Annotated in this window: 18 protein-coding genes and 1 pseudogene; 12 read left to right on the top strand and 7 right to left on the bottom strand. The window is 58.3% G+C overall.

Annotated elements, in window-relative coordinates; genetic code table 11:
• Positions 1-10 precede the first annotated feature (10 nt).
• On the bottom strand, positions 11-493 hold the full coding sequence (locus NMG70_RS11885; protein WP_254024693.1) for a methyltransferase family protein: 483 nt from the start codon (positions 491-493) through the stop codon (positions 11-13).
• 132 nt (positions 494-625) lie between these two features.
• Between NMG70_RS11885 and NMG70_RS11880 the strand changes: the two genes are divergently transcribed.
• Both NMG70_RS11880 and NMG70_RS11875 read left to right on the top strand, forming a co-directional pair.
• The gene (locus NMG70_RS11880) at positions 626-1,129 is read left to right on the top strand and encodes a MarR family winged helix-turn-helix transcriptional regulator (RefSeq protein ID WP_254024692.1); all 504 of its coding nucleotides are present in this window, start codon (positions 626-628) and stop codon (positions 1,127-1,129) included.
• A gap of 205 nt (positions 1,130-1,334) precedes the next feature.
• Entirely contained in the window at positions 1,335-1,634 is a 300-nt protein-coding gene (locus tag NMG70_RS11875; protein ID WP_254024827.1) for a hypothetical protein, read from the top strand.
• Positions 1,635-1,706: 72 nt separating this feature from the next.
• Here the strand turns inward: NMG70_RS11875 and NMG70_RS11870 are convergent, their stop codons facing one another.
• A complete protein-coding gene (locus NMG70_RS11870; protein WP_254024691.1) occupies positions 1,707-1,940 on the bottom strand; it encodes a hypothetical protein in 234 nt (77 codons plus the stop codon).
• Positions 1,941-2,182: 242 nt separating this feature from the next.
• Entirely contained in the window at positions 2,183-2,686 is a 504-nt protein-coding gene (locus NMG70_RS33255; RefSeq protein ID WP_436798373.1) for a hypothetical protein, read from the bottom strand.
• Here NMG70_RS33255 and NMG70_RS11860 point away from each other — a divergent pair.
• The 3 genes from NMG70_RS11860 (at position 2,673) to NMG70_RS11850 (ending at position 7,595) form a co-directional block, all read left to right on the top strand.
• On the top strand, positions 2,673-4,052 hold the full coding sequence (locus NMG70_RS11860) for a DNA sulfur modification protein DndB (RefSeq protein ID WP_254024690.1): 1,380 nt from the start codon (positions 2,673-2,675) through the stop codon (positions 4,050-4,052). The two genes, NMG70_RS33255 and NMG70_RS11860, sit on opposite strands and share 14 nt — an antisense overlap.
• Positions 4,053-4,122: 70 nt before the next feature.
• Positions 4,123-5,940, top strand: a complete 1,818-nt coding sequence (locus tag NMG70_RS11855) for an ATP-binding protein (protein WP_254024689.1) — start codon at positions 4,123-4,125, stop codon at positions 5,938-5,940.
• A 620-nt stretch (positions 5,941-6,560) separates the two neighbouring features.
• The gene (locus tag NMG70_RS11850; RefSeq protein ID WP_254024688.1) at positions 6,561-7,595 is read left to right on the top strand and encodes an AbiV family abortive infection protein; all 1,035 of its coding nucleotides are present in this window, start codon (positions 6,561-6,563) and stop codon (positions 7,593-7,595) included.
• Between the two features lie 750 nt (positions 7,596-8,345).
• On the opposite strand, the pseudogene NMG70_RS11845 reads toward NMG70_RS11850, so the two are convergent.
• Positions 8,346-8,807: pseudogene (locus NMG70_RS11845) on the bottom strand (VOC family protein).
• Between the two features lie 213 nt (positions 8,808-9,020).
• Between NMG70_RS11845 and NMG70_RS11840 the strand changes: the two are divergent.
• Both NMG70_RS11840 and NMG70_RS11835 read left to right on the top strand, forming a co-directional pair.
• Entirely contained in the window at positions 9,021-10,340 is a 1,320-nt protein-coding gene (locus NMG70_RS11840; RefSeq protein WP_254024687.1) for an alpha/beta hydrolase, read from the top strand.
• Positions 10,341-10,950: 610 nt separating this feature from the next.
• Positions 10,951-11,526, top strand: a complete 576-nt coding sequence (locus tag NMG70_RS11835) for an NADPH-dependent FMN reductase (protein WP_254022005.1) — start codon at positions 10,951-10,953, stop codon at positions 11,524-11,526.
• A 236-nt stretch (positions 11,527-11,762) separates the two neighbouring features.
• Here the strand turns inward: NMG70_RS11835 and NMG70_RS11830 are convergent, their stop codons facing one another.
• The gene (locus tag NMG70_RS11830) at positions 11,763-12,116 is read right to left on the bottom strand and encodes a hypothetical protein (RefSeq protein ID WP_254024686.1); all 354 of its coding nucleotides are present in this window, start codon (positions 12,114-12,116) and stop codon (positions 11,763-11,765) included.
• A gap of 539 nt (positions 12,117-12,655) precedes the next feature.
• Here NMG70_RS11830 and NMG70_RS11825 point away from each other — a divergent pair.
• The 4 genes from NMG70_RS11825 (at position 12,656) to NMG70_RS11810 (ending at position 17,944) form a co-directional block, all read left to right on the top strand.
• On the top strand, positions 12,656-14,263 hold the full coding sequence (locus NMG70_RS11825) for an ABC transporter substrate-binding protein (RefSeq protein ID WP_254024685.1): 1,608 nt from the start codon (positions 12,656-12,658) through the stop codon (positions 14,261-14,263).
• Positions 14,264-14,325: 62 nt separating this feature from the next.
• On the top strand, positions 14,326-16,095 hold the full coding sequence (locus NMG70_RS11820; protein ID WP_254024684.1) for an oligopeptide/dipeptide ABC transporter ATP-binding protein: 1,770 nt from the start codon (positions 14,326-14,328) through the stop codon (positions 16,093-16,095).
• Positions 16,092-16,955: an ABC transporter permease gene (locus tag NMG70_RS11815; RefSeq protein ID WP_254024683.1), complete on the top strand. Its 864-nt coding sequence runs from the start codon at positions 16,092-16,094 to the stop codon at positions 16,953-16,955. Before NMG70_RS11820 ends, NMG70_RS11815 begins: the two co-directional genes overlap by 4 nt.
• Positions 16,955-17,944, top strand: a complete 990-nt coding sequence (locus NMG70_RS11810) for an ABC transporter permease (protein WP_301555153.1) — start codon at positions 16,955-16,957, stop codon at positions 17,942-17,944. The genes NMG70_RS11815 and NMG70_RS11810 overlap by 1 nt, the downstream gene beginning before the upstream one ends.
• On the opposite strand, the gene NMG70_RS11805 is transcribed toward NMG70_RS11810, so the two are convergent.
• Positions 17,934-19,802: a PAS domain-containing sensor histidine kinase gene (locus tag NMG70_RS11805; RefSeq protein WP_254024681.1), complete on the bottom strand. Its 1,869-nt coding sequence runs from the start codon at positions 19,800-19,802 to the stop codon at positions 17,934-17,936. The genes NMG70_RS11810 and NMG70_RS11805 overlap by 11 nt on opposite strands.
• A 97-nt stretch (positions 19,803-19,899) precedes the next feature.
• A complete protein-coding gene (locus NMG70_RS11800) occupies positions 19,900-20,538 on the bottom strand; it encodes a response regulator transcription factor (RefSeq protein WP_254024680.1) in 639 nt (212 codons plus the stop codon).
• 504 nt (positions 20,539-21,042) lie between these two features.
• Between NMG70_RS11800 and NMG70_RS11795 the strand changes: the two genes are divergently transcribed.
• Positions 21,043-21,399, top strand: coding sequence for a hypothetical protein (locus NMG70_RS11795; protein ID WP_254024679.1), 357 nt, complete (start codon positions 21,043-21,045; stop codon positions 21,397-21,399).
• Positions 21,400-21,717 lie beyond the last annotated feature (318 nt).

Here is a 21,717-nt window from a genome sequence, read left to right as displayed (position 1 = left end):
TTTGCGGCGCTCAGAGCCAGCGCCTCACGCGTTGCCTGTAGTCGCGATACGCATCGCCGAAACGCCGTTCGAGGTAGGCCTCCTCGCGGGCGACGACGCCGTAGCGGATCAGGATCGCAAGCGGCAGCGTGAGGACAAGGATCCAGATATTCTGCGCGGCGACGCCGATGCCGCCATAGATGAGGAACATGCCGAGGTAGATCGGATTGCGCGTCCATCCGTGGATGCCGGTCGTCACCAGCACGCGCGTCGGCTCATTCGTCGGCACCGGCGTCTCCGCGCGCATGAAGTTGCGAATGCCCGCGGCGAAAAGCGCAAAACCGATCACGATCAGCGAGCCGCCGGTGATCCAGGTGACCTGGTCATACCTGGGGAACGGCAAACGCAGCAGGCGATCCAGCACGAAGCCAATCAGCAGAGCGGCGAGAAAGAGCAGCGGCGGTCTCGCGATGACGCCTGCGGTGTCGGTTTGTCCAGCCGGGTCCATTGCCATGTCTGCTCCCGCAGATGCCTAGAGGCCCGAAGCCCCATGCCGCCTAAAGATGACAACCAAGGTGTCATTCTAGAAGTTGACAACCGTGGTGTCAATCGCAGAAGTTGCCACGGAAAAAGGGAAACAAGAAAGATGGCGACGGCACGACACGGGATCGGGGCGGGCCCAAGGGCGGACCCCAATGTTAACGGCAAGGCCGAGGCGATCACCGAGCTGATGCTCGAAGTCGCCCAGTGCTTCTTCAGGATACGCGCTCTCGGCCAGAAGACAGGGCTCATTACCAGTTGGGGCGGCGGTGCGTTCGGCTTCATACGAAGCCTGGCGCTGCTTGGCCCGCTCACCGTGCCGCAGATCGCCCAGATGCGACCCACCAGCCGTCAGCGCATGCAGCGGCTGGCGGATGAGCTTGCGGCCGAGGGGCTGGTCGAATTCATCGACAATCCAAAACACCGGCGCTCGAAGCTTGTGCAGCTGACGCGCAAGGGTGCTGCGCGCTACGGCGAGCTGAACGCTCAGCTGATGGCGATCGCCTCGACCATGGACGTCGCTCTCAACGAAGCCGACATCCGCAAGACCACCGAGGTCGTGCGGCAGCTGAGCGACGATGTGAAAGTGCGGTCGGAGCAGCTGTCGTAGCGCTGGCGCAAAAGCGGCGCCGCTCCATTGATGGGAATCCTGCTTGAGCGCCTCCCCGGCCTCGTGCCGTTTCGGCCTGGATGCGCTTGGCTGTTGCCACTTCCGTCCTGGCCCGCCGGCGACGATTGCCAACCGGAACCTCTGCGGCGCTGAGGCGTTCGAACCGCAGGAACTGAGAGCTGCGCCACCGCAAAAGAGTACTGCAATGGCTCAGAAACCAAAGATAACGACAGGCACAAACGACCGGCGGCGCAATGAAACCATCGGCCAAGCCGGCGAAGGCCTGCCGGGCGCCAAGCCGCTTGAAGTCGACGAGACCGCCGCTCGGTTGCGAGGCAAGCTGCAAGGCAAACCCGAGCAATTTGGTCAAGCCAATCCCGACGAAGTCCCGGCAGGTATCCCTGGCGCCGGCGAGAATTTCTGTCGCCGCTGCGCCGGGACAGGCGTGATCGACGGCCGCACCTGCCCCGAATGCGGCGGAACCGGAAAGACGCCGATAGGCTGAGGCGGTCAAGGAAGCGATCTCGCGGCAACCTCGATCACCGAAGCGCCAAGGGGCCGATGGCAATTGCGCGGATCAGATCGCCGGCACCCACTTCCAGAACACGCCCTCCATCCGTTCGGGATAGTGCTTGAACTCGCATTCGAAGCGCCATCCGTAAGCCTTGGCGGCCGCCAGCGCTGCCGGGCTGACCGGGTTCATGCCCGTTCCCGGCGCGAACCAGTCCTCCAGCAAGTCGTCGGGCACGTAGGCGCCGATCCTCAAAGGCAGCTTTTCGAGGACGACATCCATTTCCTTCGGTGCGGGCATCGGTTCTCCCTTTGAGAACTAGCCAAGAACAAGTCATTTGAGGCGGATTGGGTTCCAGAGCATCGATGAGATTGAAGGCGATCGTTATGGGAGGGCGGGACTGGATTCGACGTCCGGCTTTGCGAGGTATGGCTGAAATAGGAGGATCGGCACACCGCAAGCTTGGTGCACACGACAGGATTCAGACTTCTGCCTTCGGAGCGATGCACTCTATCCAGCCGAGCTACGGGTGCCTTCGTCGGCTATGAGGACGAGCAGATCGCCCGCCATCTGTTCCCGCCTTTGACGGCGTCGATCCTGCCGCACATGGCAATGGGCAGCTGGAGGTTCCAGCCCCTCCTGGCCTCGGCCGCCATGCCATCACCAAGCTGGAACGCCTGGCCGAACGGCAGACGGTTGGCATTGTGGCGGCGTATCGGAGGGGTCATGAGGACGGCAACCGGCTGCAGCCGAAGCAGAATCGTAGCCCGATCAACCCACCCAGCTAATCTTTGATTGAAAGCGATCGGGTCACTCTGATTGGCTGCGGAGAAAAGCCCCTGGGAAGTCGATAATTTATCCCGAAGCCAAAAAAAAAGTTCCCAGGGAGATTGTTTTTCCTGAGAAGCGGTGTATTCATGCTTGGATCGGAAGCAAAGGAAGCAAAAAATGATCCCGTCGCAAAATGGCCTGCCTGCCCCTCTCGGGACACTCGATGACATACTTGAAGCGGGGGACACCTCGGAAAAACCGATGAAGGTGTTCATCGGCCACAACCTCGGCAATCGAACATTCTTGATGCAGATGCCAATGCATGAGTTTTTTGCGATGTCGGAAGTTGCGAATGATGCCGGACGGGATGGCGATACGGTTGCGCAGCGCAAATTGGACCCAGTACACGCCCACAAGCTAGCAATATACATCCTCAAGGGCTTAGTTTCGGCAGCAATAGAACGCCGAGAAATTCTCAAAAAGGAGTCGAGCGCTCCACTCCTCGATATGATGAGGCGATTGGGTAAGCAGCCCTATATGGCCGTACAGCCGCTGGTTGTTAATATCCGCAATTGTAATCCGCGCGGAGCGGACATTCGCGGTGATCGAATGGTCGATCAACGGACTGAGGAAACCGCCGCGTTTAAGGTCTTTTTGGCACAGAGACATGTTCTTTGGGTAATCGATGGCCAGCATCGGCGTAAAGCAATGCAGATCGTGTTTGATTTTCTTGAGCAGGTACGCGCCACACGCCAGTACCCCAAGAAAGGAAACCTCCTTGGGTTTTCGGATGGGGACGCCCTCAATGCCGATGATGCGAAAGTGTGGGAAGAATGCTTCGAGGTTGCGAGAACATATTGTACAATTCTTATTGAGGTTCATCTCGGGTTGACCCCAGACGAAGAGAGACAGCTTTTTCACGACCTCAATCGACTTGGAAAGAAAGTTGATACAAATCTAGCACTACAGTTCGATAACTCAAATCCTGTTAATTTGTTTATAAAAGAAAGGCTTATTGACGCCCTTGGTCTTCAAGTTATTGAAAATGACGTCAAAGCCTGGGAGGACGACGAGGGGGGGTTGCCTAGAAAAGATGTCGTGGGTGTTAACGCTATACTTTTTTTGAACCGAACAAATATTAGCGGTGCTAATCCGTCGATGGTTGAAGGAAAAACCGACCTAGCATATCGATTTTGGACTGCTATACAGGCAATTCCGGGATTTGGGGAGGAGCGCGCTCGCGAAAAGACCGTGGCTGCTCAGCCAGTTGTTTTGAAAGCTCTAGCGAAGCTCGTGTTCGATTTTAGCTTTAGCAACCGCAAGCCGACTGATGGCGATGAACTAACCGACGTTTTGCTAACGCGGCTGACTGACGTTGATTTCAGCCATACTAATCCGATGTGGCAATATTACACCCTCACGCCGGAGGAACGGATGCGCAATGGTTTGGACGGGCTGGAAGCTTATCTTCCATCGGAAGAAAGCGGTAATCGCGATCTTGGTAGTCACCAGCTTGGATTTATGCGCTTTGGTGCAAAGCACAATGACATCTATCCGATACTAGGAGATATGATCCGTTGGCGGTTGGAGTTGCCCCCTCGGCGTAGTGCCGAAGCTCGGATCGCTTTGGCGGCAGCTTAAGACATTAGCTTTGGAGGCCCAGCATCGGGGCCTCCAAGATCCATCCTCGCGTTAGCTGAAGGGAACTCGGATGATAGGTCTGCAGGAAGTTGCGCCGTTGAGAGTGGCCGACGAGCCGTTCTTAGTTGCCAGCACTATTGAGCGCTGTCCAAAAACTATGATGGTGCGAGAGTTATTTATGAACGCCGTCGAGGCGGCGCTTCAGGCGCCCATCGGCTCTCAGCTGATCGAGATTCGAAGCTATAACATGGGTGGGGCACAGAAACTTTGCATCTGGAACACCGGGCCCGGAATGTCCAGCGAGGAGCTTCATCGGGTTTGCGATCTTGCCGCATCTATTGGGAAAGTTAAAGGTCTCGACGAGAATTTTGGAATGGGCGCCAAAGTAGCATCGCTCCCTTCCAACAAAATTGGTCTCAGATATCGGTCATGCAAGTCCGGGAAGGTGAGCGAAGTAATTCTATGTGAACGCGAGGGTATATATGGGCGCCTTCGGCGTGAAAGCGCTCCCGGGGTTTGGGACGAGGTCATCGATGTCACCGACGTTGTGACGTCTGAATCGGTTGACGTGAGTGCAGACTGGACCGAAGTGGTACTGTTCGGCAATCGAGTGGAGCAAGATACTGTCAAGGACCCATATGATGCAAATCCCGTGGTCACAGGGCAATGGCTTGCTGATTACCTTTATTATCGCTTTTTTCGACTTCCGAAGGGCCTGGTTGTCCGCTTTTTGCCGGGGACGCACAAACTTGATGGCGCAAGGTCCTTTCGAACCATTCCTGATAGAGCTTTCCCTATGGGGCAGTCAGAAAGTATTGTCACGTCTACAGGGGTAACAATTCACTACTTTTATGACCCTCCCCTTGTGGGCACCAGTCATAACAAGTCGGTTAGTGGCGCTATCACGTCAGATGTGAGTTTGTGCTCTATTGTACATAAAAGCGAGTCATACGAGGTGAAAAGAAGCAGGCAGTGGACCTTAGATGCTCCCTTGTATGGAGTGACTTTCGGGGCAAAGCATATTTCTATTCATGTCGAACTCCCGGATGATTATCCCGTTAGGCCTGAAGCTTATCGACAGTTTTTGAGATATAAGAATGGTGATCAGAGACAAGTCGATGCGAGAGATTTCTGCGATCTTGCGCGAGAACATCGTCCGGCCTGGTTGATCGAAATCATTAACTCATTTGCGCCTGCAGATTCCGGGAGCACTGAGGAGATAAGAGACGAGCTGCAAAAATTGCTGAACTCGCTTCGAGTGAAAGCGCCAAGTATTCGTATTCAACCGGGGGGAAGCCTGGAAGTTGGTCCGGGCGAAGGTGTTGGCTTTCGGCCTGATCGTCAGGGTACTAAGGCGAATGATGAAAGTAAGACACCGCGCTTGACGCTTGACGATTTGGTGGCCGTGCCCCTGGGTTCCAAACGTGCATCGATTTCGCTCAACGCTGAGCAGGCTCCCGAGATTATGCTTTTGCGCGACGACGCTCAGATTGAGGAAAAAGGGCTCAAGGGAAAGGCCGCAAAGTTCTATCAAGACGCGTCGCAGCTTTTCGTTAACATGCGATACCCCGCCATTGATGCTATGCGACTCCAATTAGAGCTAGAGTACGCAGCATCGCCTGATCCTGAATTCATGCGGAAAATGGCGTTGGAGCTTGCCGAGCGCACAATGATCGGCCGAGTCGGGCGTGCGGTAATATACGCCCTTGCAAAACAGCTGAACCATGAATGGACGTCCGAGAACATCGCGAGTGCTCAATCTCCAGAAAGCCTCAGCCTTGCTGCGGATGATTTCGTGGACGCTTTACAGAATGCTCGCCGCCGCATGGGGCAGACTTTGAGAACAGTAAAGCAGGATGCAGACTTTGCTGTGGTCGCGGTCGGCTAAATTCGAAAAATTCACGAGGGTTAAGGCTACAATGAGTAAAAGATGGACCTGCACACAGACTGCTTTGCTGAATATGGGACATATCCAGTAAATGCGAGATGGAGTTGGTCTGCCTCGAAGCCGAGATGGAAAGACCGTTGTAGTTACTTTCTGGCAAGACCGATTTGAGCGCGGGACAGATATTTATCGATCGCATTCTCATCTTCAGGATGACAAGTGGCTTATTCACTTTGTCGAGTTGTGATAATCTTGCATGGGCCCGGGATCATTGCGGAGGCCTGATTCGAATAATTGTTGCCATCACGAAGAACCGGAATGCTTCACCTCTGTAAGAGCTGATTGCCAACGATGAGACATACAGGCTCGAACCACTCGAAAACCCTTTCGGGCCGAAAGTGTTACCTATGTCTCCGGTATAAACCGTAACCTATGTGTCCAGAATGGACCCCGACGGGAGATGGCGCGCCGGAGAGGATGAAACTGGGCACTCGTATGTGATTGTTTCTTCCATATAATTCCAAATGCGATGCACAGAGATGCTGAAGCTGCCAGAAGGAGTCAGACGGTTAGAGGCCCAGTATTTGGCTGTGAAACCGGGCGGACCCTGCTACCAGTAGCTTATGACCGAAGAAGAAATCATCGCATGGCTTTCGCAGGGGCGCGCCCCTATTCGGCGGGATGGCGTCATGACGCGAAACGAGGTGGCCGAGGCCGTCACAACCTATCTCGGCAATGGCCTCGGCCTATTTGAGGAGGCGCTGCTTCTTTGCCGAAACGACAGAGTTCCCCGCGCCGCCGCGCTGGTCGTGCTCGGCCTGGAGGAGGTTGGTAAGGTTCCTTTGCTCGTCAACACGTTTCTGCGCTTTGAGCACGGCGTCGATAAGGAGGCCTGGAAGGCGTACTGGAAATCCGGCGGCTCGCATAAGACCAAGCAGGCCCTTATTCTTGGGTACGGAAAAATTATCCGTGAACAGGTCGATGGCGATCCGATATTTTCGCGGCGGCTCTACCGACACTACGCTCCGGAGAATGTTCTGGAAGCGCTGGACGCGTTCAAACAGTCTAACTTTTATGTTGATCTGAGGCAGGACGGGATACATGCGCCGAGCAATGACAACAGAACTTTGGCAGCCCTGGACTACCTGCTGACATTCGGACAGGAGCGGGCCGACAGCTTTTGCGGATGGCACGTTTCGGCGCGGCGAAGCATCGACTACCTGGACCTTGCTCTTGGCCGCAAATCCGTTGCCCGATGGACAACGAACTACGCAGTGCCTGAAGTTCAGGCCGACATACTCTACCAGGCTGCCGCGCTCAGCGCTTCTCATGTCCCGGACTACGGGACTTTTTGTGACTTCATGGCGCAATACAAGACAAAGGTCTCAGAGAAGCATTTCAAGGAAGCGCTGATCTCGCTGGCCGAACTGCTAAAGAATCGGCTGGACCGGACAGAGGCGCTGCCACTTTACTACGCGCGGTATCTGAACGCCTTCAAGCTGATGATCAGCCTGTCCGACCAGAAGCAGATTGTGGGTGCCAGCTTTGGGAGGAAGCTCCGGGAACTGCTCTTGCCCGGGAACAAAAGCGCGGCCAAACCCGCATCGCGGGGGCAATCGGCTGCTGACGAATCCAACACGGGTCGGCTTGGGCGCTAGCGTATCTCGATCCCATGCCCCAGCTCCGCAGCGGCCAGGAATCCTTGATCTTCTCCTCCACCGCAAAATGAAAATCCTTGAGCCGGCGCGCTTTGTGAATCGGCATCGAAGGGTAACTCCCTACCTGGGTTGGATAAGCCCTTGATCTTTAAATACGAAACGGAAACTTAATGGGGTCACGATCGGCGCCGATGATGACCCCACCGGCTCGACGAATTCGCCAGCAAAGTCATTTACTTGTCACCTCTCGGTTGGGGTCAATCCTGAGTGCCGATTCACACGCTTTATCGGGGTTCGCGGCAAGAGCGGATCAATTGCCGTCACTGTAGAGGCCAGGATGAGCGTGAACTTCTACGAGCGGGAAAGCTTCTCTCCCTTCCGGATCGGTCGACGTGCTTAATTCGGCCGATGGCCGATCTGGTAAGGTTGTTTGACTAAGCAAGGTGGACCGCCGCAAAAACCCGCGAAAACACGAGGCGGCGCTCCAATTCTTGGTGAGTTTTTGGTGAGTTTGCCGCGCTATGAAGTGCGTTTGGACCCAACTAAGCTTTTGATTTTATTGGCGCACCCGACAGGATTCGAACCTGTGACCTCTGCCTTCGGAGGATTGAATCCTTTCCATGACGTCTAAGGCGCTGCGAGAAAATTGTAGTAATCTCAAACAGATAAGACGCTAGAGATCGCGCCTAACATTTCGCAAATCGGTGCCAAAGTGAACAATTGTGGGCTGCATGTAGATGGATTGCGGGTTCATTTGGCACCAATTGGCACCTTAGCCGAGCGCCCCAACCTTACGGCAGGCAAACTTGGTGCAACCCGTTGCAAAACCGCTTTCCTCTCGCCCAGGCTTTCCAAAGACTCGTCAACTGTGAAAGCCGGGCCGCCGGTCGCGATCTCGAACAAGACTCCCGGCAGGCTCGTGGAAATAGAGCGAGCGGAAATAGTAGCGCTCGATCTCGCCGGAATTGGGGACGTGGAACTCCGAAAGTCGTGCGGCCCAATCGCGGCTCGCCTGCACGTCGGGCGTGCAGTCGAAAAAGGTGAGATCGGTGCCCGGCGTCGTCTGTCGTCGGCGTAGAAGAGGCGATAAGCGCTTGTGTCGTCCTGGTTGACGGTCTTCTTGACCAGACGCAGGCCCGGCGTTTCGGTATCGAAGCGCGCGAGGGCATTGGCCGTGATCGCCGTCAGATGATGAATGCCGGTCAATTGGATGTTGGCCACTCCTGTTTCGGTCGCACCTAGTATGATCGCGCCGCTCACACAAGTTGAGCCCTGAACCGGAAGGGGGTTGTCAACTTGTCGAGAAATGCTGCTTTCTACTCGTCAAGCGGAAAATCGTGGCGTAGCCAAATCAGTGGCGTGTGGCGACGAAATTCGGGCAAGAGGCTCTCCAGAAGCGCTATGCTTCATTAAGTTGACACTTCCATGGGACAGGTCGGATCAATAAATTTTTGTAGGGCAATGGCAGGGCTCCTCTTGCTTGTCTCCCTTGCTGGCTGTGCCACGCAGCGCGCGGAGGTTGCAACGCTGCCCGTTACCGAGTCGCCGGCGTTGCAAAGCACTCAGACCATTCGGTCCCGCCAGAGTTCTGGAGCCTTCGACCTCCTCTACATTACCGACCGGGCACCTGTAACTGCTTCGGACAGCACGTTGTCTTACGGTGCCGAAAGAGCCCTATTCTTGAGCTTCGGATCGGTTTCGATCACCCCGACACGCAACTCTCCCACCAGCAAAAGTGAGTTGCGTGTCGGTGCTATTTCCGAGACTGGACGGTTTCCGGCGACACCTTACGGCGTCGTGGCGACCGCGAACGGGCTACGCCGCACGCCGACGGCGGTCGCGGCCCATGAACAGGCTGCCGCATCGCTGCAGGCCGAAGTCGCTCGTCGTCTCGCAATAGCCAATCGTAAGGAAGTCGTGGTCTTTATTCACGGATACGGCAACGGCTTCGACGACGCCGCGCTCGCCACAGGCGAGATTTGCAGGTCGCTGCAGAACCAGTTTGTCTGCATTGTCCTGACATGGCCTGGTGGGGGTTCCGGCGGCTTGTTCTTTGGCTACAACATCGACCGCGAGTCGAGCGAGTTTGCAGTCGCGGACTTCAAGAAAGCCATTCGCATCATCGCCGAAGTTAAGGGTGTCGAGCGGCTTCACCTCTTGGCGCATAGCCGCGGAACCGATGTGCTTGCAAGTGTGGTCCAGCAACTCGCCATCGAAGCCTATGTTAGCCGATCCTCGCTTTGGCAGCGCTACAAGATCGCGAACGCGGTGTTTTTCGCTCCCGATATTGATCTCGACGTGGCTTCTTCCAAGTTGTTCGCGTGGGTATCGGACCCAGACCTTGCCTTCGGCAGCAAATCAAGTCCAAGCACGTTCCCGCCTCAAGGCGCTATGCATCTCACGGTTTACTCGTCTCCCGGGGACAAAGCGTTGGGGGCATCGACGCTGCTCTTCGGCAGCGCCTTGCGGCTGGGGCAGCTCGCTGTCGCAAGGCTTCCCAAGAACAGAAGCGAGGCGGCGTCCAAATGGGCAGGGTCTCAGATGGGAGGGCTGGTCGATTTCATCGAGTTTTCAGGCGGCGGCGGCTTCATCGGCCATAGCTATTTCTTGTCGGATCCGGCTGTTAAGGCGGACTTGGTTGCGCTCATCCGCGACAGAGTGAAGGCCGGCGATCCCCGTCGCCAACTCGTCGAAATCAAACGCCCTTTCTGGCGAATATCGGATGTCCAGCAGGCCTCGCGATAATTGTCCCAAAATGACCCTAATGCGGTGCCTTCGTTAACCGTGCAGACCTCAAAAAGGTCCCGCGACGTGCGCCTCAAGAACGGCTCTCCAAGCTAAACCGGAGACCCTGACCAACTCCACCCGGTCGAGCGCTCACCGTCGCACCCTCAAGTGGGGTTAGAATCGCCCCATACCTTGGTATTGTCTAACCGATCCTACCGTTTGATAGGCTCGCACGCCGGGTTGGAGCATTCTCGACTAGACCTGTCAGACCTATCGCTAAAGGAAGCACCGCAGCGCCCGGAGCGCTCGTCCTGATCCCCCAGCCGGAGAATGCATGCAGATGGAAGACGCCCCGCGGGGAACCGTACTAATTACCAGGAGTAGCGGCTTTCTGGGGCAGGCAATCGCCGAGGACCTGACGGGCCGCTACCCGGCATCGCCGCGTCACCGTTCTTGTTCGAAGGCGGCACAACGGCGGGAACCGCAGTCGATCCTGCGATCGGTAACGTTGGTCTGCCGCGCGGCACGCGCAGCGACGAGCATTATGGGGCTGGGACCGTGCGGTCGTCTGGTGTGAAGAGGCCCCGTCCGTCTGGGGGTGTTGAGGTCATCAAGTCAGGAGGAAACTTTGTCCAATTACAAAGTCGGGTATTTTGTCGGCAGCCTCGCCAAGGGGTCGCTCAATCGAAAACTAGCGAAAGCCCTGGTGCGACTAGCGCCGGCCGAGCTTAAAATGGACGAGATCGCGTTCCGTGAGCTGCCGATCTACAGCTATGACTACGATGCCGACTATCCAAAGGTCGCGCGGGATCTAAAGACCAGTATCGCGGCTGTCGACGCGATCCTTTTCGTAACGCCGGAATACAACCGTTCGATCCCTGGCGGCCTAAAGAACGCCATCGACTGGGCGAGCCGGCCCTGGGGACAGAACTCCTTTACCAGAAAACCTTCTGGGATCATCGGTACTTCTCCAGGGGCGATCGGCACAGCGGTCGGCCAACAGCATCTGAAGAGTATTCTGAGCTTCTGCAATTCGCCTATGATGAATGCCATCGAGGCCTACATCCAGTTCACACCTGACCTGATTTCCGACGACGGCCTGGTTGGTTCCAAATCAACGGAGGAGTTCTTGCGCAACTACATGACCGAGTTCAGTACGTTCGTCGGGCGTGTGCTCAGCGTTTATCCGCGCGCCACCGCTTGACGAAAAGATGTCGGAAAGCACTGTTGTTTTTGCAGCACGCACAAAGCGGTTGGGCCGGTGCGGGCACATGAAATAGGTCGACAGACCCGAAGCTGTGGCTCTTCCTTCTTTATGTGACATCACTGGACGGAGACCATGCGCCCAATTCGGGGACGAGGTGATGAAGGTGTTTGGGGTCTGAGGTGCCGCAGCGAAAGTTAAGACTGATGCTTTCCAGTCGGTCCGTTAAGACAGTTCTAGACGACGGTGCCGGCGGAACGATCGCGCTGGTCGTGGCCTGGCCCGCGCTCTGGGATTTCGCCCACTCCCGCCGGCTGACCGACGCTGCGCTGGTCTCGGCGAACCGGTTCCTCGACGAGCTGGTCATCACCGGTCCCGGCCTGTACCGGGGCGAGCCGGTGGCGGTGGCACCCGGAGGCCGTCGATGAGCAGTCATCAGGGGCGGCCGCTTCTCGATGAAGCAAGGGGCGTTTCCTGATGGTTTCGCGTTTGATCTCTTTCCTTTCCAGCGTGATGATGTCGCCGCGCTCGGCAGGGTTGTAATACTCGACGAACGCTGCGATCTGCCACTTGAGATCACTTGAGATCACCTGGGCTCTCCCTCGCCTTGCGGCTATAGTCGCTGGACCAGAGCTGGAGGAGAGCCAAGATTCGCAATTTACGAGGATTGGTCCGGATATCGCGAAGTCAGTTTTCAGGTTCACGGCCTAGATGCAGCTGACGAGGTTGTGATCCGAAGAAAGCTGACGCGTAGGCGGGTTCTGGAGTTCTTCGAGGGTCTGTCGCCATGCCTGGTGGGGATCAAGGCAAGCAGCTCCTCGCACTATTGATACCATCCTTCGCTGCCTCGAGGTCGGCGATTTGCGCTATGTGGGTGCAACGCGTTCTGTGTGAATCCGCGCTTGCAAGGTCCACATGCCTGTCCGGCGGGGTCGCGATCTATACCCTGGGAATAGGGTAACCTCTGCTTGATGCTCATAGACCGCGATCGGCGGGCTGACGTATCGTGGCGAGATTATCTGTGTGTCCGCATCGACGCCGAGCGCAGCGAGAAGATATTGACGGCATCGGTGGGACGCTGGGTTGGACAAGAGTGTTAAATGCCTCGTTGGCCAAGAATTGACTGGGGGTGGCCTTCCTGCAGTCGCTAGTGAAGTACCAGGCCAACGGGAAATCCTTCATGCAGCATTACGCGTACTGGACCGAACGATCTTACAAACGCAGCTTCGGACTGCGCATGCTGGGATTCGCTCTCGGTTTGCTGGTCTTGATTGCGCCGGTCTACGCGCAAGAGGTGCTGCGCATACCTTACGTGGCAGATATCGGCACTTTCGATCCGGACAACGGGTTCGAGGTCGGCGGGATCAGCGCAATCAACAATGTCTATGAAGGGCTCGTCGACTACGAGCCGGGTTCGACCAGGATCGTTGGTCTGCTCGCCAAGAGTTGGGAGATCTCGGACGACGGACTGACCTACACCTTTCACCTGGTCGACGGTGTCAAGTTCCATGATGGCACGCCATTCAATGCGGCGGCGGTCATACAGGCGTTCGAGCGCCGCCGCGATGGTGGACTGATCCTGAGCTACTTCCTGGCCAACGTGAAGGACATGAGGGCGCCCGACGATTCGACGGTCGTGCTCACGTTGGGTCATCCTCAGCCGTCGTTCCTTGATACCCTTTCCAGTCCGTGGGGGCCCAAGATCATCAGTCCGGTAGCGCTCGCCGAGCATGACAACGGCGATTTCGCGACGACCTGGCTCAATGAGCATGCGGCCGGAACGGGTCCATTCAAACTGGCTGAATTCAAACGCGGTCAGCGCTATGTGCTCGAGCGCAACGACGACTACTGGGGCGACAAACCGTTCTTCCGGCAGATCCAGATTTCGGTCGTGCCCGATATCAGCCAGCAGATACTTCAACTGCAGGCCGGTACGATCGATGCCGTGCCGATCGACTATCCGTTTGCGCAACTCACCAGCCTGCCGGGGGGTCTGGAGATCACCGCCGCCCCGAGCATGATACCGTATTATCTCTTCGTTAAGCCGAACTCGCCGCTCGACGATGCGGAGGTCAGCAAGGCCGTTTTGACAGCGATCAACCCGGCGCTGTGGGTCAAGGACGCCTTTGGAGAGTTCGCAAGCGTGTCGAGGTCGGTTTATCCGAACGTGATGCTCGACCCAGTGAATCCGATCCGGTTTCCGACCGACTTCGAGGCAGCGAAAGCTGCGATCGCCAGACATGGCGGGGTCAACTTGACCATTGGCCTCTATAGCGCGGCCCCAAGCTATGGTCGCATCGCCGACCTGATGATAGCGCAACTGGCGTTGATCGGCGTAAAGGCAACGGCTTACGTGCTGCCCGCCGGCGCTGCTTACACCCTGAAAGACGACCCAAACCCTCCCGATTTGCTACTCACGATCGCGGGACCGGACGCCGCTCATCCGGAGAGCCAGGCCAGGGCTTTCTTCACAAGGAACGGTTCCCTCAACTTTTTTGGGCAGGTGCTGCCGGAAGCCGATGCCGTCGTGGACCGGGCCGGGCAGTTGATCGACGTCAAAGGACGCGACGCTCTCTACGAGAGAGCGGGGCAGATGTATTTCGATGCCGGCATCGTCATCCCGCTTGTCGACGTCAACGATGTGGTTGTCCACGCCAAGGGTCTGAAGGACCTTGGACTCCGTCCCGTGAACCCACCCGGCAACATCGACTTCGCCACCGTTCGCTGGGGACCCTGAATTCCAGAACCAGGGCAGGCTCGTCCCTTATGGTCAAGCTTTCGCACCGAATGTCCGAACCCGTGACCGGGTCAGTCCTCGCCGTTAAAGACCTCTCGGTCATTCTCAGCCGCGAAGGCCGTCCTTCCCGCGTGCTCGATGGCATCAGTTTCGACATGTTTCCGGGCGAGATCATCGCGCTGGTCGGGGAAAGCGGCTCCGGCAAGACAAGCATCGGGTTGACGCTTCAGGGGCTACTGCCGCGCGAATATCTGCCGCAGGTTGCAGGCTCGATCCGGCTTGCGGGGATCGAGCTTGTCGGCGCGGGAAGGCGCACCTGGCAGTCGGCCCGCCGCCACCTCGTCCGCGCCATCTCGCAAGATCCGATGGGTGCACTCAATCCCACCATGACGATCCGCCGCCAGATGCAAGAATCTAAGGGGGGGGATGACAGATCGATCGGAGACTGGCTTAGCCGAACCGGCCTGCCTGATCCGGAACGCATCGCCGATGCGCTTCCGCATCGCCTGTCGGCGGGGCAACGTCAGCGAGTGCTTATTGCCATGGCGATGATGGCAAGACCGAAGCTCCTCATCGCCGATGAACCGACCACCGCGCTCGACGTCATCATGCAGGCGCAGATTCTCGACCTGTTGCGCGATCTTGCCCGCGATCAGCAGACGGCAATTCTGTTCGTTACGCACGATCTAACCGTGGCGGCATCACTGGCCGACCGCGTCCTCGTTCTCTATGCCGGACGCATCGTTGAAATGGGCCGCATGCAGGACGTTGCCCGCAATGCCACGCACCCCTATTCCGCCGGCCTTCTCGCCGCTCGATTCGATCTGGACTCTGATCGACGGCGCCCGCTTCCCACGCTCCCGTCCGAGCGCACACATTCCATAAATGTTGAGAACGCCTGCGCCTACGCTACACGTTGCCCGATCGCCCAGCCAGATTGCACGGCGATCCGGCCACCGCTGGAGCCTGCTTCTGTCCATGGTGGCGCAGTCGCCTGCCTTCACCACGAACAAACCGCATTCCTCGCAACGCAGCGCGCCGATGCAAAACCATGGCCGGCCCAGGCGATCCAGGAAACCGCTGCCTTGAGGCTGTCCAATATCGGAAAAACATACCCGACAGGCGCCCGATCGTTTTGGGGACGGCGTCAACGGCAGCCCGTTCTCAGGTCGGTCAACCTCTCAATCAAGCTTGGCGAGTGCGTGGCCCTGGTGGGCGCGAGTGGCGCCGGCAAGTCTACCCTACTGAGGATTGCTGCCGGGCTTGTGGTCCCCGAGGGCGGCACCGTCACACGCTTCGACAAGCTTCCTCCGCAAGTCGTCTTTCAAGACCCCGTGGCGTCGCTGACGCCGTGGCTCACGATCGGCGAGCAGATCGGTGAGCGCCTGCGTGCCGTTTCGCCGGACAGTGATTACGGTCGCCGTCGCGTCGGAGAGGCAATAAAGCTGGTCGGCCTCGATCCGGTCCTGATGGACGCGCTGCCGGCCGAGATGTCGGTCGGGCAGTGCCAGCGCGCGGTTTTGGCTCGCGCGGTGATCGTCCCCCCAAGGCTTCTGCTGTGCGATGAGCCAATCAGCGCCATGGACGTGTCGCTGGCGGCCACCACCTTGAACCTTCTTAGCGACCTTCGACGGCGGCTCGGCATGGCCATGCTGTTCGTCACCCACGATCTGGCGGCCGCCAGGATCATCGCCGACCGTATCGCGGTGCTGAAGGATGGCGAGTTGGTTGAGATTGCCGATCCAGATGCCATCATCGCCGCACCACAATCCTCCTACACGCGGTCTCTCGTCGCGGCGATGCCGAGCCTTCAGCCAGGAGGCGGACGATGACCAAAAGGCCAAGCCCGGACACGCTGCCTGCGCGGCCTCGGTTCAACTGGCGCGATTTCTTCCGGCGTGCCGGGGGGCTTGAAAGCGTCGGTATTATCGGCGTGCCTGTCGTCACCGTTGTGGCCGTGCTGGCGCCCTGGATCACGCCGTTCGACCCGCAGCTGCGCGTCGCTGGAGCCTACCTGCCGCCTTCAGCTGGACATTGGTTTGGCACCGACGAGATCGGCCGCGACCTGTTCTCGCGCGTCATCCTCGGCGCTCAATATACGTGGCTGCCAGCGCTTGCCGTTATCGGATTCAGTCTCACTGTGGGCACCATGGTCGGACTGATTTCAGGCCTGATGGGCGACAAGGTCGATCTGGTGATCCAGCGGATCGTCGACCTGTTCTTGGTCCTTCCAGCATCGCTCATCGCGCTCGCTGTCGTGGCTTCGCTTGGCCCCGGGCTCGGCAACACGATGATCGCGATCGCCATTGTCTGGTGGCCCTGGTATGCGCGCATATCCCGTGATGAAATTCGTCGCCTGAAGGCCCGTCCACATGTCGAGGCGGCGCGTATCGCCGGGGTCCGGGGTCCACGCCTGCTGTTGCGTTACTTGTTGCCGGGAGTCGTCCCGGCCTTGCTCATCGGAGCATCGCTGGATGTCGCCAACATCGTCATGACTTTGTCGCTGATGTCGTTCCTTGGCCTTGGACTGCCTGCACCGGCGCCTGAACTCGGAGCGATGACGTCGCGCACCCTCGACAGTCTCACGGTCCATTGGTGGCTGCCGATTCTGCCGGCCGCGATCATCTTTCTCCTCTGTCTCCTCGCCAACCTTGCGGGCGACGGCATTCGCGCCGCGCTGAGGGGGGCGTAGTGCTGGTATATCTCACCAAAAGTATCGTCGGCGCGGTCGTCGTTCTCCTGGTGATGAGCTTCATTGTTTTTGGTCTCCAAAGCATTATCCCCGCCGATCCGGCGCGGGCCATTGCCGGGCCCAGCGCTCCGCCGGAAGCGGTTGAAGCAATGCGTGAGCACCTCGGACTGGACGACCCGGTCCTCGTTCAGTACGGGCGCTTTCTATTGCGCCTTGCGCATGCGGATCTGGGGACGTCGGTAAGGACCCGCAAGCCGGTATCTGACGACATCCGGCAATATCTTCCCGCTACGCTTGAACTCGGACTGGCGTCGATCGCTTTGGGAGTGGCGCTCGCCGGCGTCATGGCGGCGCTTCAGTTCCTGATTCCGGGATCGGGCGGCATAAGGTTCGCAATAGTGGGGATAGGCTCAACGCCGATCTTTCTGGCAGCCTTGCTTCTCGCCTACTTTTTCTGGTTCCGTCTCGATTGGCTTCCCGGAGCGGGTCGGCTTGCCTACCGCGACTTCGCAGGCCCCTCTGGGCTCAACGTCATCGACGGAATACTGGTCGGCCGGCCCGAAGTCAGCCTCGACGCGCTGCTGCACATGACCTTGCCGGCGCTTGCGCTGGCCTTGCCCATCGGCGTCGCGGTTGGGCGAAGCCTGAATGGTGCGCTCCACGAGGTGATGAGGCAGCCATACATCCGTACGGCGCGTGGCAAGGGTATCAGCGAGACAAAGGTGCTGTTGCGCCACGGTTTGCGCAATGCCGCCACGGCCCCACTGTCCATGCTCAGATTGCAGATCCCCATTCTCTTCGGCAATTTGCTTGTTGTCGAGCGCATTTTCGGGTGGCCTGGTCTGGGTCTTTACACGGTCCAGGCTCTTGCCAGCGCCGATCTCCCGGCAGTGCTGGGCGTCGCAATCGTTTTTGGGATGTTGTACATTCTGGTCAGCACGCTCATCGAGATCGGGCAGTCAGTGGCCGATTCCCGGATCAATCTCTGAAAGCGCCCATTCGTGAATCTGCTGTCGCGGCGGTGATCGTATGGATCGAGTCGGCAGCGCGGATGGGAATGCTGAAGGTTATGGATGCCCCCCCTGTTTCGACATTTTCCGCCCAGAGTCGTCCGTAGTGTGCTTCGATAATCGAGCGGCAGATTGCCAGGCCCATTCCCATTCCATCCGGCTTGGTTGTGTAGAACGCCTCGAAAATCCGTTCCGGATTGCTAAACCCGCGGCCGCGGTCTCGCACTTCGACCTCGACTGTTCCGTCATTCTGATGCCGAGACACGATCCGCAGGCTTCGCACGTTGATGCTGACGTTCTGCATCGCTTCGATGCCGTTGCGGACGAGATTGAGGACGACCTGCTCCATCTGAACCTGATCGGCAGTCGTCGCAGGAAGGCGGGGATCGAGGTGAAGGTCCAGCTTGACGCCGCTCGATGTGAGCGTGTCGCCCAGGAGATCACATACTTCACGGATCACTACATTCAGATCGATCGCGTGCGGTGCGCCTTCGGTCTTGCTGAACAGCGCCCGGATGCGAGCGACTACCTGCGCCGCCGCGTCGGCGTTTCTGATGATTTTTTGGGCGACCCGGCTGGCATGATTGAAGTTTGGCGGATCGGCGGTCAGCCATCTCTGGAACGCGCCGGCGTTGGCCACGACTGCCTGCAGCGGCTGGTTGAGTTCGTGCGCAATGGACACCGACAATTCGGACAGGCTGGCGGCGCGCAAGGCGCGCGCGAGCCGTTCGTCCGCCAGACGAAGGGATTCTTGGGCGCGGACCTCGTCGTCGATGTCGAAATTGACGCCGTACCAGCGAAGGATAGTGCCGTCTTCGTCGCGTAGCGGTTCGAAGCGCGAATCAATCCAGCGATATTTGCCATCCTTTCGGCACAGCCGACCTTTGTGCTGGAGTGGCTCTCCACGGGCAAAGGACTTCTCGAACACAGCCTTGACGGCCGCCCGGTCATCGGGATGGAACAACTCCACATGCGAGGCGAATTGCCGCGTGCCTCGCGGTTCCTCCTTGACCGCGTCGATGCCCGCCCAGTCGAGGAACCGCTTGTTGAAATAGTACGGCAATCCGGCCGGCGTCATCAGCCAGATCATGGTGGGAACTGTATCGACCAGCAGGCGCAGCTCACGTTCACGCTCGCGCAACGCTGTTTCCGCTTTCTTCTGGTCGTCGATGTCCTCCATCTGGCCATACCAGCCGGTAATCCTTCCGTGCTCATCGCGAGAAGCAACCGCGGTGTCGCGAAACCATCGATAAGTCCCATCGAACCGGCGCACACGTTGCTCGTCGATCACAGGCTCGCCCGTCTCTAGGTTGTGATGCCATCGCGCCATGCTCGCCTCGACATCGTCCGGATGGACAAACTGTGTCCAATGATAATCATCGCCATCCATGATTCGGCGCATCTCATCGGCTGTCACACCCACATACTCGAGCGCCGCGGGATTGACGAAGCGAAGGCGGCCATCCGGATAGGCCGACCATCCGAGGCCCGGAATATCGGCAATGTTGGGTCCGGCGCCCTGGTAGACCCGGTCATAGAAGCTCATGGTCCTGAAAATCTTTATCACGAACCATAGGGCTAACGCCGCTACGACAAACACCGCCAACCTGACCGCGCCGCCTATGGCCCCTGATTCCAGCGAAAACAGGATCACGGATGAAAGCAGACCGGCCGAGGCAACGGCCACCAAGCCGGCCTCCCAGCCGATGCAGATGCATATGACTGCAACGGCGACCAGCAGAACGTATGGCTCATCGACGAATAATGCCAGCAAGACGCTCGCAGCTCCGATCGCCAATGCCGCGGCGCGGCGTTGTTTCGTTGACGTCAGCTCCATCTGAGGCCTCTTGAGACCGCCTCTGCGTCCCACTCCCTGTCGCGGCCGTAATCCAACTCAGTTACGGAGCCCCTGCGCCTGATTGCCCATTTGTCGCTCAGCGGATGTCGGCTGGAAACGAGTGCCACACGTTGATGAGATGGGAGATGGACCTTGCGTTCATCTTCTTCATCATGTTGCTCCGATGGAGCTTTACGGTGATTTCGCTGATACCGAGATCCGATGCTATTTGCTTGTTCATCGCACCGGAGACCACAAGCTTCAGTACTTCCCTCTCGCGGGGCGTAAGGGTCTCATAGAGAGCCACGCTGTTGCGGGATGCGGTCGACGCTGCTCTTCGTGCCACGTCGGTGGCGATGGCTGTCGACACTGCGTCAAGGAACGTCTGGTCCCGCACCGGCTTGGTCAGGAAATCTACTGCCCCTGCCTTCATCGCCTCCACGCTCATGGCGATGTCGCCATGACCAGTCAAGAAGACGATCGGTGTCCGAATGCCTTTGCTTGCAAGGAGATTCTGAAGGTCGAGGCCGCTCAGACCCGGCATTCGCACATCGAGAACAAGGCAGCTCGGGCGGTCCGGCAGCGTCGCGTCCAGCACTTCCTGACCAGAGGAAAACGATATCGTGTCGATGCCGACCGAATTCAGCAACTCCTCCAACGCGTCGCGGACCGCTGCGTCATCGTCGATCACAATTGCTACGGGACTTTCTGCAATACCTGAAGTTGCCACGCCCATTACGCTCGCCTCCGGAGATCTGCTGGACACGAATTGGCTTTCACGCGGTCAGTATCAACCCCGCTTCCGTCACGCGTCAACCGGGACCTGCACCTCACGCGACGCCGCCGGAACTCGTTCGGCGACCGACAGCCAGCAATGCCCCGCCGATCGCAGTCTCTAACGTCAGGTCTTGCGTACCTGTATCGCGGCGGGCAACGCAACACGACAAAGGGTGGTCGGACCTAGCAATTTGAATGTCTGATCTAAACCTCGGTATAGGTGTGCGGACCGTCGGTTCCCGCCCCTATGTCATTCACCTTCGGAGCAGGGCATCGCCATCGCGGTGAGCGGCGGCGGCGCCAGAACCCGCTGTACAGTGCCTATCGTGGTTGGTTTCACGAGCGGCGGGCGCAGGTATCCTGTACCTTTGCATCGCATCATAAAGACTCCTGTAGAATACATTGGCGTGACGGTCCGGCGCATCCTCCTCTGTACTGTCTACAAGCCTTTATGGAGGAAACAATGCACAATTCGAACCGAATGCCGCCGCACCGCACCTCCCTTGTCGCCGCCATGTTCTCCGCACCGATCCTCCTGGCGTGTCAGGTCAGTGCGCATGAAGCGCTGCCCACAGCCGCCAAGCCGTTGGGCTGGAGCTATCCCTACTCGTGCTGCTCCGGCATCGACTGCCGCCAGGTTAGCGACAGGGCCATCAGCGAGCGCCCGCACGGCTATGTCATCAATGGAACCGGCGAGGTCGTCGCCTACAGCGACAGCCGGGTGAAAAACTCGCCCGATGGTGTCTATCACTGGTGCTCGGTGGCCGGCGCCAACGACAGCAAGACGATCTGCCTCTTCGTTCCGCCGAAGGGATACTAACCGCCCTCGCGTCCGGTCGAGGCATTCCTTTGCCCCGAACGAGACGCATTCACCGGAGCCGCAATCACCTTGAGCAGGCCGCGTTGACCTGGTACCAAATATGAAAGCCGCATTAACACTCCATCTCCTTGCGCTCGGCGCCTGCTTCGTTGTGCAGTCCGGTGCGCTGGAGTTGTCGGGCATTCCGGGCATCAGGCGCGCCCTTCAGACGATGGACGCGCGCGCGGAGCCATTGCCACAGCGGATAAAACTGCGGTTCCCTACCGTCACCGCTGCGGGCGACCTACCGTGGTAGTGCCGGCCATCATCCTTGAACCA

The organism is Mesorhizobium ventifaucium, assembly GCF_935822925.1.
GTDB lineage: Bacteria > Pseudomonadota > Alphaproteobacteria > Rhizobiales > Rhizobiaceae > Mesorhizobium > Mesorhizobium ventifaucium.
Note: the sequence above shows the minus strand (reverse complement) of the source record. Positions and strands in the feature narration are given on the sequence as shown.

What these genes read in the sequence shown, in the direction of transcription:
- NMG70_RS11885 (WP_254024693.1), bottom strand. Translation starts at nt 493, where the DNA reads ATGGCAATGGACCCGGCTGGACAAACCGACACCGCAGGCGTCATCGCG.
- NMG70_RS11880 (WP_254024692.1), top strand. Translation starts at nt 626, where the DNA reads ATGGCGACGGCACGACACGGGATCGGGGCGGGCCCAAGGGCGGACCCC.
- NMG70_RS11875 (WP_254024827.1), top strand. Translation starts at nt 1,335, where the DNA reads ATGGCTCAGAAACCAAAGATAACGACAGGCACAAACGACCGGCGGCGC.
- NMG70_RS11870 (WP_254024691.1), bottom strand. Translation starts at nt 1,940, where the DNA reads ATGCCCGCACCGAAGGAAATGGATGTCGTCCTCGAAAAGCTGCCTTTG.
- NMG70_RS11860 (WP_254024690.1), top strand. Translation starts at nt 2,673, where the DNA reads ATGAAGGTGTTCATCGGCCACAACCTCGGCAATCGAACATTCTTGATG.
- NMG70_RS33255 (WP_436798373.1), bottom strand. Translation starts at nt 2,686, where the DNA reads ATGAACACCTTCATCGGTTTTTCCGAGGTGTCCCCCGCTTCAAGTATG.
- NMG70_RS11855 (WP_254024689.1), top strand. Translation starts at nt 4,123, where the DNA reads ATGATAGGTCTGCAGGAAGTTGCGCCGTTGAGAGTGGCCGACGAGCCG.
- NMG70_RS11850 (WP_254024688.1), top strand. Translation starts at nt 6,561, where the DNA reads ATGACCGAAGAAGAAATCATCGCATGGCTTTCGCAGGGGCGCGCCCCT.
- NMG70_RS11840 (WP_254024687.1), top strand. Translation starts at nt 9,021, where the DNA reads ATGGGACAGGTCGGATCAATAAATTTTTGTAGGGCAATGGCAGGGCTC.
- NMG70_RS11815 (WP_254024683.1), top strand. Translation starts at nt 16,092, where the DNA reads ATGACCAAAAGGCCAAGCCCGGACACGCTGCCTGCGCGGCCTCGGTTC.
- NMG70_RS11805 (WP_254024681.1), bottom strand. Translation starts at nt 19,802, where the DNA reads ATGGAGCTGACGTCAACGAAACAACGCCGCGCCGCGGCATTGGCGATC.
- NMG70_RS11800 (WP_254024680.1), bottom strand. Translation starts at nt 20,538, where the DNA reads ATGGGCGTGGCAACTTCAGGTATTGCAGAAAGTCCCGTAGCAATTGTG.
- NMG70_RS11795 (WP_254024679.1), top strand. Translation starts at nt 21,043, where the DNA reads ATGCACAATTCGAACCGAATGCCGCCGCACCGCACCTCCCTTGTCGCC.